This window comes from Calditrichota bacterium, assembly GCA_014359355.1.
Taxonomy (GTDB): Bacteria; Zhuqueibacterota; Zhuqueibacteria; order JANLFK01; family Oleimicrobiaceae; genus Oleimicrobium.
In genome coordinates this window covers 1-12,341 of the sequence record JACIZP010000204.1, presented here as the reverse complement: position 1 = coordinate 12,341, position 12,341 = coordinate 1, and the positions used below count along the sequence as shown (strand labels likewise).

12 protein-coding genes are annotated in these 12,341 nt (G+C 62.8%); 1 reads left to right on the top strand and 11 read right to left on the bottom strand.

Annotated features, from left to right (window positions below):
* On the bottom strand, positions 1-409 hold a 409-nt coding region (locus tag H5U38_09225), incomplete at its 3' end, for a flagellar hook-length control protein FliK (GenBank protein ID MBC7187201.1).
* 3,864 nt (positions 410-4,273) lie between these two features.
* Here H5U38_09225 and H5U38_09220 point away from each other — a divergent pair.
* Positions 4,274-4,603, top strand: coding sequence for a hypothetical protein (locus H5U38_09220; protein ID MBC7187200.1), 330 nt, complete (start codon positions 4,274-4,276; stop codon positions 4,601-4,603).
* Positions 4,604-4,904: 301 nt separating this feature from the next.
* Here the strand turns inward: H5U38_09220 and H5U38_09215 are convergent, their stop codons facing one another.
* The 10 genes from H5U38_09215 to flgB are packed head-to-tail and all read right to left on the bottom strand — an operon-like array spanning position 4,905 to position 12,326.
* Positions 4,905-5,645 (bottom strand): hypothetical protein, encoded by a 741-nt coding sequence (locus H5U38_09215; GenBank protein ID MBC7187199.1) that lies wholly within the window; start codon positions 5,643-5,645, stop codon positions 4,905-4,907.
* On the bottom strand, positions 5,642-6,094 hold the full coding sequence (gene fliJ / locus H5U38_09210) for a flagellar export protein FliJ (GenBank protein ID MBC7187198.1): 453 nt from the start codon (positions 6,092-6,094) through the stop codon (positions 5,642-5,644). Before fliJ ends, H5U38_09215 begins: the two co-directional genes overlap by 4 nt.
* A 30-nt stretch (positions 6,095-6,124) precedes the next feature.
* A complete protein-coding gene (gene fliI / locus H5U38_09205; GenBank protein MBC7187197.1) occupies positions 6,125-7,432 on the bottom strand; it encodes a flagellar protein export ATPase FliI in 1,308 nt (435 codons plus the stop codon).
* Positions 7,433-7,451: 19 nt separating this feature from the next.
* A complete protein-coding gene (locus H5U38_09200) occupies positions 7,452-8,072 on the bottom strand; it encodes a hypothetical protein (protein MBC7187196.1) in 621 nt (206 codons plus the stop codon).
* Entirely contained in the window at positions 8,065-9,075 is a 1,011-nt protein-coding gene (gene fliG / locus H5U38_09195; GenBank protein ID MBC7187195.1) for a flagellar motor switch protein FliG, read from the bottom strand. Before fliG ends, H5U38_09200 begins: the two co-directional genes overlap by 8 nt.
* Position 9,076: 1 nt before the next feature.
* The gene (fliF, locus tag H5U38_09190) at positions 9,077-10,636 is read right to left on the bottom strand and encodes a flagellar M-ring protein FliF (GenBank protein ID MBC7187194.1); all 1,560 of its coding nucleotides are present in this window, start codon (positions 10,634-10,636) and stop codon (positions 9,077-9,079) included.
* 26 nt (positions 10,637-10,662) lie between these two features.
* Entirely contained in the window at positions 10,663-10,965 is a 303-nt protein-coding gene (gene fliE / locus H5U38_09185) for a flagellar hook-basal body complex protein FliE (GenBank protein MBC7187193.1), read from the bottom strand.
* 55 nt (positions 10,966-11,020) lie between these two features.
* Positions 11,021-11,365 (bottom strand): hypothetical protein, encoded by a 345-nt coding sequence (locus H5U38_09180; GenBank protein ID MBC7187192.1) that lies wholly within the window; start codon positions 11,363-11,365, stop codon positions 11,021-11,023.
* A gap of 31 nt (positions 11,366-11,396) precedes the next feature.
* The gene (gene flgC / locus H5U38_09175; protein ID MBC7187191.1) at positions 11,397-11,894 is read right to left on the bottom strand and encodes a flagellar basal body rod protein FlgC; all 498 of its coding nucleotides are present in this window, start codon (positions 11,892-11,894) and stop codon (positions 11,397-11,399) included.
* 18 nt (positions 11,895-11,912) lie between these two features.
* Entirely contained in the window at positions 11,913-12,326 is a 414-nt protein-coding gene (gene flgB, locus H5U38_09170; protein ID MBC7187190.1) for a flagellar basal body rod protein FlgB, read from the bottom strand.
* Positions 12,327-12,341 lie beyond the last annotated feature (15 nt).

Genomic DNA, 12,341 nt, shown 5'->3' with positions numbered 1-12,341 from the left:
GGCGCGCCTTTCTGGGCCGGGCTGGCTCTGCTGTCCGAGCACTCGGTCCTGGCCGTTCAGCCTCCAGGGCCCACGGCTCGGGCTCCTTCGGGCCATGTCGCTGTTGGGACCCGTGTTCATGGCGTCCGTCAACTGCCACGGTCAAATCGCCAACCTGGACGCCTTGCTCGCTGAGGACGGCACGCAGGCCCTCTAAGGACGACTTGAGCAGGGTTTCCGTCTCCGCGGACTCGACGCGAAAATGCGCAGTCACCGCCTGGTCTTGCTTGCGCAAATCCACGGCAATGCGTCCCAAGTCGGTTTGCTCGAGGACAACACTGAGGCGCTCCTCCTCCGACTGCGCTAACAGCCGCACGTGGACCGCCACCTCGCGCGCCAAGGACTCGAGAGGCTCGCGTTGGCCATGCACCTTGTCCTCGCCGTGTGCACGCGAGGCCGTGTCGACCAGCGGCCTGGCGGGCGATGCATGGGACGAGGCAAGAGCCTGAGCGAACTGACCCTCTGCACGCCACGCTTCTGTGCGCTGTTCCGCAACCGGAGGCCGGGTGTCTGTCGGGCTAGAGCCGCGCGTGGCTACCGACTCTGCACGTTGCAACCTAGTTGGATGGTCTGCGCTGGCGCGGGTCCGCATGACGACTGATTCGCCTTCCACCCCCGCCTGATTCCGGCGAGAAGCCGCTTGCCCAACTTCCCTCCCCGCCACTGGGGCGAGGCGCGCCTCGGACGCGGCAAGAGCCGCCCTCGTGCCTGACCATGCTACGGCAGCAGGGGGCTTCGAACCTCTTTTCGCTGCAGGCGCTTCCCCCTTGCCTCCCTGCAAAGCGGTGTGGTCGTTGCGATCATCCACCCTCGCCAAGCTGCCTCCGGGCACAGGCCTCCCTTCAATCACGACAGCAGCCCTGGGTGTACTCGACGTGCCCACCCGCATTCGCGCAGGCGAATGCTCGGCCGTTGGGTCGTTCCGCGGATGGGCGCTGCGGTGAGGCCTAGTGTTGGCTCTCGTCTCTGCGAGGTGCTCCGTTCCGTGCTTCGACTCACTTGCTTGTCTCGTGTGCGAGACGAACACACCCCCCTCAACGGGTCGCTGGTAAGGGGAATCCTGGGGCGTGTGCCGAGGGACCTCGGTCTCGACCTGCTGCCTCACCCGGGTTTGCCGCACGACGAGCACTTCTGAAGGCTCATTCAGCACTGCTTCGTTCCGTGCCTCCTGTGCACCTGCTATCGGCAAGATCACGGAAAGCTGAGGGTTCTCGACAACCTGCGGGCCGGCCACCTGCAGAATGCGCCCCTTTGTGCCCTTCGCTGGCTCTCGTCTCTGCTCGGTGTGGCCAGGCGCCGACTCGCCGCGTTCAGGCCTCCTGGAGGTATCGGCTTCTGGGAGACTCTTCGAGGCTGTCCGCGAAGACTCATGAGGGGCCGTTCCGGCCTGTGACATCCGTTTCTCGCCGGCCGACCGCGGCACCGCAGCCTCTCCGTTCCACTTTGCTTGTAGAGGTCCCGCGACGACTGCTGGGGAGCTACTCAGCTCCTTTCCCGGTGGCAAGGAAGGAGCATCCTGCACGGCATCTGATCGTCGCCTAGCCGAGGGCCTCTCAAGAGAACGCGCCCAAGTGCGCTCTTCATTCTTTCCTCCCAGTGGCGCAGCAGTCAAATCGGAGCGCACAGCGTGCACAGGCGGTTCGGAGCCCTGGGCCGCGGCGCGGTGGTTACGCACTGATCCATCACCCGGCGTAGTAGGTTCCTGGGACCAGCGCTTTCGGCCTGGAGCGACTGGCTGGTCAAAAGCCACCTGTGCCCTGGCCTTGGTCTCATATTGCCTTCGGGATGCCTTTGGTTGCTGCTGGACAAGCTTCAAAGGTTGCTTGCCAAGTGTGCGCTCAGAGCCGGCCAGGGATATAGATTCGGTTCGCAGCTCGGCTTCGCCGCTAACAGCCACAGGGCGCGTTGGTGCGGCAGCACTCTGCGAGAAAAAGGGAGTCTGCCTCGGCTCCATGGGATCGCGGGCCGCATTCATGCCGGCCCCGTTCTCTGTGGGTTTGCGCCGCTTTGGCCCCTCAGGAGCTGTCATTCTCTCGCCCGGGCGAACGCCCGACTCTCGATGAGACGCCTGCGCTGGAAGGGCAGTCGTGACCTCGGCCTTGACACCGTGCGCAGACAAGCCCCCTGCGCCCTGCGACCCCTCCAGTTGAGGGGACTCCTTGGCGCTCATAGCAATCGAACCGGCAGGTGCCACGAATGCATGCCTTACTACTTTGTTTTCTTCTCCGCGTGCGCTCCTCAGGTCAGGGCCTATTGGGGTCCCTTCCTCATTGCTTCGCTGCGATGACGTCACCCGATCTCCACCGGCAGAGGGGTTCATCGCCCTAGCCTTTTCGTGCAGGGTCCGCTTGGCAGCCACTCCGGCAATTGGGGCGGAGATTTGCCGACCCCTGCGCGCGTTTGTCTCATCCACGCTTTCGGCTCCACCCTGCGTGTCCATCGGTCGCGCTGACCTGGTCTGGGCCTCGTCGCTTCGTGCCGGCAGGGGCACGGCGGGCAGCTCAGGCACTGATGCAGCCGGACCTCGCCCGCTTCCTGCGGACCAACCGTCTACCGCACGGCTCTTGCCCAGCCCCAGATTGTGCCGTAGTGAGGTTGTCGCGTTTCCCGGCCTTGGCGCCGCGTCATATGCGAGCGCAGGATCTGCTCTACGCGCCGAGGCACCCTGCCCAGCGCGCGCCTTTCGCACGTCAAAGGAAGCATTTTGCAGCGCACGGCCTGTTCCTGGTCTGTGGGCAAACCCGTTGCTTTCACCCCCAGTGGCAGTCTCCACGTGTGACAACGAACCAGTTTGAAGGGGCATGGGCTGTTCAAGCACCCGTGCAGAAGGGGCCGCCTCCACCTCTGACATGCCGTGGCGATGTTCTCCATCCCTGCCACTCCGCTGGGCGCCTTGATCAACCGTAAACGGCTTGCCAAGAGCCGGGGACGCGCCCTGCGCCGGCTGGCCGGCTGCCCGGCGTTCACCGTTCACGCTCGGCGGCATTTCCGTCGCCAGCCCTGATGGCCCTCGTCCAGGAGCGCGCTCCTGGGAGTGGATGCGCACCCCTGAGTCTCTTTGCATCGGCCCGCCCTGCTCTTGCGAGACTGCCCGTGGAAGAGGGCGAGCAGAGGGCCATGCAACCGGCTTGCTGGCTGGTCCAGCCTCCCCCACCAGCCTCCGCTCAGGGTCGGGGGGAGAGACCCGTGCCTGGCCGGCCGCGGTCGGGCGTGGAGGCGAAGGCGCAGCTGCTCGGACCAGTCCACCTTCATTCCTGTGGGCTGCAGGCAGAGGCTCCACGGGCGCAGGACCCGCCTCTCGCTCTGCCCCCGTCCCAACTGCCTCGGTCGACAAGGTCTCCGCCCTCACTTGCCCACAAAGGTCTACCGTCCTCTGTGAGGCAACCCCGCTCCCCCCCCACTCCGGCATCTGCGTGGCCTCGACCTTCGGCGCGGTGGCAGCATCGGCAGTATTCCGGCGTGAAGGAGACCCGGCTTCGTGCTGGTGCGTCACGTGCGCTTTTGTACTCATGTGCGCGCTGGGCCCTTGCCGGCCGGGGGTCTTCCCCTGCGCCGCAAGCCCATCCTGCTGCACACGTACTCCATCCACCCCATTTGCACCGGCGGCCGATGGCTGCGTCAGGCCCCCCTCCTCCTCAAAAACCATCGGCTTCTTCCCGCGCAGCGCCGGCTCACCCTGCGCACTCTGACCGTCCGTCGCTGGAACTCTCACAGGCGACGGCCTTCCCTGTGAGTCGATTTCCACCTGGCGCGCGGGCGCCGGAGGACTCCCACGTCCACCTTCAAGGCGCGGGAGTTGCCTTTGTTTCTTCGGCACCACGAGGAGCCGGAAATAGTCGTCGTTCGCGGCGGCCTCACCGGCGCGCTGTGCCCTTTGCATCGCTTCAGCGGCCTGAGGCAGCAGCTCGCTCAGCTCATCCGTCGCGGGGAGCAGCTTTTTTCTCGCGTCCTGTCCCGTGGTCACCAAGAGCTGGCGTTCCTGAGGCATTATGGCGAGCTTCTGCTCGCTCAGCGGAGAAAGACCACCAACCTGCACCACCCGCCCACGGCCTTGCTGCGCCGGGACAGGCGGTGTGAGAGGACTGTGGCGCTCCCAAGCCTCCTGTGCGCTCGTCGCGTTACGACCCTCCCGGCTCGCAGGGGAAACCCGAGCCTCTTCCGCCTGTGCCATTGCCCTGGCGCGCATCGTTCCGCCAAGCAGGGCATTGCCTTCCGCAATGGATGTGTATTCCGAATGCGTCTTGGGCAGCGGGCTTGGTTGAGCCGGCTCGCTTCGGGTTTGGAGCGGAGGCAAAGTGCCAGGCGCATCAGTTCCGCCTCGGCCGTCACGCGCGGGTGGGACATCGACACGAGCCGCCAGTGGTGGCTTGGCTACTTCGTGGCTGTCACGTGCGAGGGCTTTGCTTCCCACCCAATTCTGTGCTTCAAAGCCGGGGAAACGTTCAGGCGCAAGAGCAAGAGTGGTGGGATTATGCTCAAAGGCAAGCAGAGGCCTGCCGATACCCTGGGCACCAGTCACCCCATCGTCCGGGAAGCCTGCTTGCAGGAAAACCTTCGTGCCTGACGGCATGTGAGCAAGAAGCGCCTCGCGCTCTGTGCTGCTCACTAGGAACTTCGGCACCGAGGATGGGCCAGGCGTCTGTCTGGGCGCACTCCACGGCCAGCTTGTGGCAAAGGGGGCGAAGCTTGGAGCCGAAGACTCCGCCTGCATTGCCGGGAAGCTTGTCCTCTGGGCGAGTTCCCTGCTCAACGCAAGCATGAATCCCGCCGGCTGGGTCTTTTGCCGCTCCTGGTTGGTTGCGAGGCGCCCAACACCGGGCGCCACGAAGCCACTATGTGCTACCTTAGCCGTCACGGTGTCCTGTTCAGCGACCGATCATGCGGCTGATCTCCGCAGCCCGCTGGCTGTCCATTGCCGAGAGAATCTTTGCCGCCTGTCGTTCCCGGAGCAACACCAAGATCTGGGCAACCGTCTCGGTTTCCAATTGCGAGAGCACCGCGGCCGCCTGCTGGGCGGGCATGGCGTCGTAGATCTTGGCAAGCTCGCGGGCTCCCATGCCGGTACGTGCTGGCTGTCTGGTTGCCCCTGTTTTCGTCGGCTGCGGGCCAACGACAAGTTGCGTGGAGAATTTGCGCAGTAACGCTTCGCTGATGCTATCGATCTCGGCCTTGCGGCTCAGCTGCTCTTTCTGCAGGGAATCTATTTTGAGCTGCTGTAGGTAGTTCTTTTCCTCGAGCTTGGCAATGCGCGCCTCGTACATTTCCACCACGCGAATAAAGTCGTCGCTTATTTGCAACTGGGGCTTCCTGGGCTCCGCCGTCGTATCGGCGACGGCCTTGCGCTGCAGACCGGGCACTTCTTCCCGATACACCAGGCCCAGGCTGTCCATGCTCATTGCGTTTGCCACGTTCGAGGTATCGGCAGCGTTGATGGGCACGAAGTCGGAGGCCAGTTTCGGTTTGACCAGAGCAAAGTACGACGCGGCCACCAGCCCAGCGAACGACAGGGTCGAAATAGCCGCAAGGGCGAGCACCGACTTGACTTGGCTTCCTGCCGCTGCCGCCGCAGCGGGAACTCCGGTATCTGGGTTGCTCGGTGCGTTCATGATACGGAGACCCTCCTCGCATAGAGACGCGCTGCCGCCTCGTCAAGGTGAGCCTGTTCTTCTCGACCGACTTCGACTGTGTAGCGGTCCTTCATCTTCTCTTTCAGCTTTTCCAGCGCCTTCTTCTCTTTTGCGGAGGCCAAGAGCTGCTCCCGCTTCTCGTGCACCTTCTGGGCCGCCTGTGTTACGGTCTGCTCCTGCTGGGCAATGGCCCTGTCCAGCTGCTGGGAGTAGGTGTAGTACATTGCCATTTCGGAGGCCCTCACCACTCGCCCCACGCGGCAGCCGAGCTCGCTGCGTAGTTCCTGGCTCTGTTGTTCCAGAAGCGACAGTCGTTCACGTTCTTCGAGCTCCGCCTGCTTGGCAGCCGCCAGTTGCCGCTTGTGCAGGTCTTCCTTGTGCTTGCGTGCGTCCAAAACGCGTTGCAGGGAAAAGCGAAAGGCCTTCATCGTTGTTCTCCCCTTTGCTTGCCTCCGGCTTTAACTGACCAAGGCCATGACTTCGCGCACTGCCCCGGCAAGTTCCACCTTCTCCTCAATGCCCTGGCGGAGAAACGCGTTGACGCGTTCGATCATGCTTCGCGCGTAGTCGATCTTGCGATTGCTCCCCGGCACATAGGCACCGATGTTGATGAGGTCTTCCGCCTCACGGTATGTCGAGAGAATCTCCACCACCTTCCTCGCTGCCGCCAAGTGCTCAGGAGTGACCACGTCGATCATCACCCTGCTCGTGCTGGCCAAGACGTCGATGGCCGGGTAGTGGTTGAGGTTGGCCAGGCGCCGCGACAGCACCACGTGCCCGTCCAGGATCGCACGCACGGCATCGGAGACCGGCTCGTTGAGGTCATCGCCTTCCACCAGCACGGTGTATAGCCCGGTGATGCTGCCATTCTGGGTGTTTCCTGCCCGCTCCAACAACTTGGGGAGAAAGGCAAAGACCGAAGGCGTGTAGCCCCGGGTGGTGGGCGGTTCTCCCACCGACAACCCGATCTCCCGTTGTGCCATGGCCACGCGCGTTATCGAGTCCATCATCAGCATCACGCGGAGCCCCTGGTCTCTGAAGTACTCCGCGATAGTGGTTGCCACAAGAGCGCCTTTGACCCGGAGCAGGGCGGCCTGGTCACCGGTAACCACCACTACCACCGAGCGCCGGAGCCCCTCTTCGCCTAAATCGCGCTCCAAAAAGTCCCGCACCTCGCGGCCTCGCTCGCCGATCAACCCAATGACATTGACGTCGGCGTCGGTGTTGCGGGCGATCATTCCCAGCAGCACGCTCTTGCCCACGCCGCTCCCCGAGAAGATGCCCAGGCGCTGCCCTTCGCCGCAGGTGAGCAGGGCGTCGATGGCCCTGATGCCCGTAGCCAGTGGCCGCTCGATGCGCCGGCGCGTCAGCGGATCTGGGGCGGGTTGGTAGATAGAGCGCCGTTGGGCAACGCGCAGCGGCCCCTTGTTATCGATGGGACGTCCCAGGCCATCGATGACGCGCCCCAGGAGCTCAGGCCCCACGGGAGTTGTAAACTGCTGCCTCTTGCGTACCACCAAGCTGCCAGGACCGATGCCGTTGATCTCCCCGAGTGCCATGAGGAGTACCTTGTGCCCGCGGATCCCCACCACTTCCGCCTCCTGCGCACTGTCGCCGGACTTGGAACGAATGAGGCAGACGTCGCCGATGCTGGCGCTGGGTCCCTCGGACTCGATGACCACACCCACCACGTCGGTGACGCGCCCCTCGAAGCGGAAAGTGGTGGCGCTGGACACTCTCGCCAAACAGTCGTCCAGCCGCCGCAGAACCTCCGCGGTTGTCCGCTCAGGACTGTCCAACCAAGCTCTCCTCTAACTCGTGGGCAATTTCGTTCAGTTGCGCCTCCAAGCGGGCGTCGATAGTGCCCAAGTCGGTTTCCACCACAAAACCACCACGGGCAAGGCGAGGATCTTCTTTCAACTCCAGTAGCTCAAGGCCGTCCACACTCGCGGCCAAGTCGTTCACTCTTTGGCGCAGCACCACCGCATCGTCTGGGTGGACATGCACCACCACACGCGTGCTGTCGTGCACGTACTTGAGGGCCTCTCGCACCATCGCCTCGATGTACTGGCTGTTGCCGTTGAGTTCCCGTTTGAGCACGCGCTGCGCCACGGCCATGACTATCTTCACCAGCACCGGCTCTGCCTCCCGCACCAGGCGCTGCTGGTGCTCCGCCACCTGGTTGACCAGCGTCCTCAACTGCTGCAGCAGACTCCCAACCTCCTTGCGGGCGTTCTCCTCGCCGGCCTTCTTTCCGTCCGCGAACCCTTTGGCGTAGGCCTGGGTGGCGCTGTCCACGGCTTCTGCCTCCGTCGCGGGTACCACCTGCACAGAGAGGGGGCGACCGTTGAGCGTGGCGCGCACCGCACGCACTTGTCCCCCAGGCTTGATGACCTGCTTAGACAATGATCTCCTCCTTTTCGCCACGCCCAGTGATGATGATCTCCCCCTCTTCGTCGAGCTTGCGGATGATGTCCACAATCGCCTTCTGCGCCTTCTCCACCTCGCTGAGGCGCACAGGTCCCATGAACTGGATCTCCTCCTCGATCATTGCCTGGGCCCGCTCGGACATGTTTTGGAAAATGCGGCGCTTCACCTCGGGCGTCGTGGACTTGAGCGCCAAGGCAAGCTGGTGTGTCTGCACCTCCCGCAGCACTCGCTGGATCGAACGGTCGTCCAAAAGGACAATGTCCTCGAAGACAAACATCAGGTTCTTGATCTCCTCGGCGAGGGCGGGGTCGCGCGAGCCGATGTCCTTGAGAATGGCCCTCTCCAAGCTCTGTCCCAGGAAATTGAGCATCTCGGCGGCGGCTTTTACTCCCCCCAATTCGGAGCCGTGCACGCTGAGCTCCAACCTTGACTTCAGGACCTTCTGCACCTCTTGGATCATTTCCGAGGAGACCCGGTCCATGGTGGCGTAGCGGTAGGCCACTTCGCTGCGGATCTCCTCGGGGAGATTGCTCATCACAAAAGCCGCCTGCTCGGCATCCAGTTGGGTGAGCACAAGCGCAATGGTTTGCGGGTGCTCCTTCTGGATAAAGTTGACCAGTTGTACCGGGTCGAGTTTCTCCAGGATCTTCATCGACCCTTGCAGCTCCATGGAGCGGTGGACCTTACGGATGATTTCGGAGGCCTTAACCGGGCCCACGCTGTTTTGCAGGAGGTTTACCGCATAGTCCAGGCCCCCCACTGCCATGTACTCATCAGCAACTGCCAAGTCGCGAAACTCGGCTATCACACTCTGGACCGTTTCTGGCGGCACATGGCCCAGGTCGGCGATCTCTTTAGTGAGCTGCTCAAGCTCATCTTCAGAGAACTCCTTGAGCACCTGGCTGGAGGCCTCAAGACCCATCGCCACGACAAGGATAGCAGCCTTTTTTTTCCCACTCAGCTTCTCGGCGGTAGGCACGTCACTCCTCCAGCAACCAGTACTTGATTAGGCGCGCCGCAGCCCGGGGGTTTTCCCTTGTGAACTCGGTCACCTGCTTCTCCAACTGCGCCCTGGCCTTCGCCTCTTCACTGAGAACCTTGCCCTCTGCGCCGGCGATCAGCTCTGCTCGCTTCTCACCAATGAGCTGCGCGGCGGAAGGCTCCTCTCGCGCCGTAAGGCCAGCCCGCAGACGACGCAGCCGAGAGCGCACTAAAGCCAGGAGCAAGAGAAGCAGCACCCCAGCCAGTACTTTCTGGCCGAGCGAAATGTAGAACGCCATGCGCTCCTTGTGCTCGAGGGTCTTCAGCCACTCCTCGTCCTCGGTCAGGACGCTGGTGTCAAACTGCAGGTTGGTGATCTCAAACTGGTCGCCGCGCTCTTCGCTAAAGCCCACCGCGCCTTTCACCATAGCCTCGAGGCTGGTGAGCTCCTCCTCACTGCGCGGCACATATTCCTTGATGGACTTGCCTTCGGGGCCTGGCGTGCTACGGAAGGCACCGTTCACCAACACGGCCACCGAAAGTCGCTCCACGTTGCCTACCGCCTCCACCACATGCTCGACGGTCTTGCTCACCTGGTAGTTGGTAACCGTGCGCCTGGAGCTGACCAGTGGCTTGCCTGAGGTGTCGCCGCTTGTCTCTTCGAGGTTTTCCTGGCTCAACACCGCAGCCAGGTCAGGATCGTAGCTCTCCGCGACCTTATCAGCTCTCTTGAAATTCAGCTGGGCGGCCACGCGGACGATGGCATTGCCAGGGCCAAGCACCCCATCCAACATCGACTGCGCCTTTTGCTGCAGGTAGGCTTCATACTTCTTCTGCAGCTCCAGCTGACTGGACGAGAGCCCCACGACCGAATCTTGGTCGGTGTTGGTTGAGAGGATCTTTCCCTCCGTGTCGACGATGGTGACGTCTCGCTCGTTAAGGCCCTCGACGCTATTGGCGACGAGGTTGGCAATTCCTGCCACCTGACCCTCACTGAGCCGTGCGCCCGGGCGCAGGCGCAGCAAGACCGAGGCGGTGGGCCTCTGCTGGTCCTCTTTGAACAGCCGCTCCTTGGGGAAGACGAGGTGGACCCGCGCAAACTCCACCTCGGTGAGCGCTTGGATGGTGCGCGCCAATTCGCCCTCCAGGGCGCGCTGATAGTTCACCGACTGCACAAACTCCGAGACGCCGATATCCTTCTTGTCGAAAACCTCGTAGCCGATGCGTCCGGAGCGGGGGAGGTCCTGTGCCGCCAACTTCATGCGCATCTCGTACACCCTGCTGGACGGCACGAGGATAGCCCGCCCGCCGTCGGCAATGCGGTAGGGAACACCAGAACTCCTCAGCACCTCGACGATCTTGTCGCCATCCTTGAGGTCCATGTCCGAATAGAGGGTGACAAACTCCGGCCTGGCTGCCCAGCGCAGCAAGAAGACAAAGCCGGCAACGATCGCCGCCATGGTGGCGACAAAGACCACCTTTTGCACCGGTGTGTACTGTGCGGAAACCTCGCGATACCAGGTCGCGAAGGATTTTCCCTTGGTGGCAGGTTCAGCCATCGCTGCTTCTTACCTCCGGCAACCTCTCACACCTGCATGCGCATCAGCTCGCGGTACGCCTCCAGCAGGCGATTACGGATTTCGATGACCAGCTCCAAGCTCACCCTGCTCTTTTCCACGGCGATCATCACGTCGTGAATGTCATCGATCTCCCCGGCCGCCATCTGGCGTACCACCTCGCCCGCTTTGAGCTGCAACTGGTTCGTCTCCTCCAAGTAGTTGTTGACGATCTCCTTGAAGGTCGGCGCCTCGCCCTGCCGTGGCGCGCGCACCGTTTCTGTGCCTGGCAGGGCGGTGCTTTGCAACGGGATAATCTCGTTCACCTTCATCGTCGCTCCCTCGTTTCAGTCTCAGTCCCTCTTCACCTGCTGCTCTTGCTCGTTCTCAGGTGCGCGTGTCGATGTGGCGTCCAAGAGGTGGGGTTACCTCGCCCTGGGCAAGCTTGTAGGCGCGCACACCGTTTCCGAATAGGCCAGGGGGAAACAGCCTCCCCAACATCTCCTGCTCCTCGGGGTCGAGTACGCTGTTGCTCTCTTCCACTGGGTGCGCAGGGGGCAAAGAGGGCTGCTTCTGAGAGAGCTGCACCTGGTCTGTCACGCCCGGAGAAGGCTCTGGCCGGGCAGGGGTCCCTTTTGGTCCGTAGGTGCTGAAGCGATCACCTTTTGCCGGCTGCGCTGGTCCGAGCTGGTCATAGTTCGCAAAGGAGTCGACGACAAAATCGATACGCATGCTGCTCCTCACTTTCGCCTGCGCTACACGCCTAAATCTCTAAAGCTTTTTTCGCCATAGTCTTGGTGCTTTGTACCACGCTCAGATTAGCCTCGTAGGCGCGTGTCGCCGTCATCAGGGAGAGCATCTCTTTGATCATGTTCACGTTTGGCTTGCGCACGTAGCCCTCGGCATCAGCCAACGGATGACCAGGGTCGTAGACCAACTGACCCTGGTCGTCGTTGTCCACCACCTCTCGCGCCTCCACCGCGGCCGGCGACGAACGGAGTCCGCTCAGTCGCTCGCGGGCGGCCATGATGCGTTCGCCGAGAGGCCCCAGGCGTGTCAGCTCGCGCTGGACCAGGGTGGAGAACTTTTCCACCGCCGTCTGGCGGAAGACCACATCCCGGCGGCGGTATGGCCCACCTTCAGGCGTTTCCAAGGTCTCGGCGTTGGCGATATTGCTGGCGGTCACCTCCATCTGCTGCCTCTGCGCAGTCAGTCCGGAGGCGGCCACGTTCAACACGGTGAACAGGCGTTCGATTCCCATGGTCATTTTCCTCTCCCGCTACGTGCGTCCGCGGATGCTGGCCAACAAGGCCTTGAAGTTGTTGCTGATAAGCTGGGCAGAGACCATGTAGGTGAGTTGCGTCTTGGCCAGCTCCACCATCTCGGTCTCGACGTTGACGTTGTTGCCATTGACCCCCACAGCGCCTCCGGGGATCTCTTGGATGGGCACTGGCTCGCTCTGACCTCGCGCCCCGCCTACGTCCATGTGCCGCTCGTCAGTCTTTTGCCCAACCAGGAAACCGCGGTCGGTGGCCTCCTTGAGCAGCTCATCGAAGGCCACATCCTTGCGTCGATATCCGGGTGTGGTGACGTTTGCCACATTGGAAGCGATGGCTCGCTCCCTGGCGGCGGTCAGGTTCAGCAGGCGGTGCAGCAAAGGAATCGAGGTACGGTCGAAGATACCGTCGAGCATGAGGCCACCTCCACC

What these genes read in the sequence shown, in the direction of transcription:
- H5U38_09220 (MBC7187200.1), top strand. Translation starts at nt 4,274, where the DNA reads ATGCGTCTTGGGCAGCGGGCTTGGTTGAGCCGGCTCGCTTCGGGTTTG.
- H5U38_09215 (MBC7187199.1), bottom strand. Translation starts at nt 5,645, where the DNA reads ATGAACGCACCGAGCAACCCAGATACCGGAGTTCCCGCTGCGGCGGCA.
- fliJ (MBC7187198.1), bottom strand. Translation starts at nt 6,094, where the DNA reads ATGAAGGCCTTTCGCTTTTCCCTGCAACGCGTTTTGGACGCACGCAAG.
- fliF (MBC7187194.1), bottom strand. Translation starts at nt 10,636, where the DNA reads ATGGCTGAACCTGCCACCAAGGGAAAATCCTTCGCGACCTGGTATCGC.
- fliE (MBC7187193.1), bottom strand. Translation starts at nt 10,965, where the DNA reads ATGAAGGTGAACGAGATTATCCCGTTGCAAAGCACCGCCCTGCCAGGC.
- H5U38_09180 (MBC7187192.1), bottom strand. Translation starts at nt 11,365, where the DNA reads ATGCGTATCGATTTTGTCGTCGACTCCTTTGCGAACTATGACCAGCTC.
- flgC (MBC7187191.1), bottom strand. Translation starts at nt 11,894, where the DNA reads ATGGGAATCGAACGCCTGTTCACCGTGTTGAACGTGGCCGCCTCCGGA.
- flgB (MBC7187190.1), bottom strand. Translation starts at nt 12,326, where the DNA reads ATGCTCGACGGTATCTTCGACCGTACCTCGATTCCTTTGCTGCACCGC.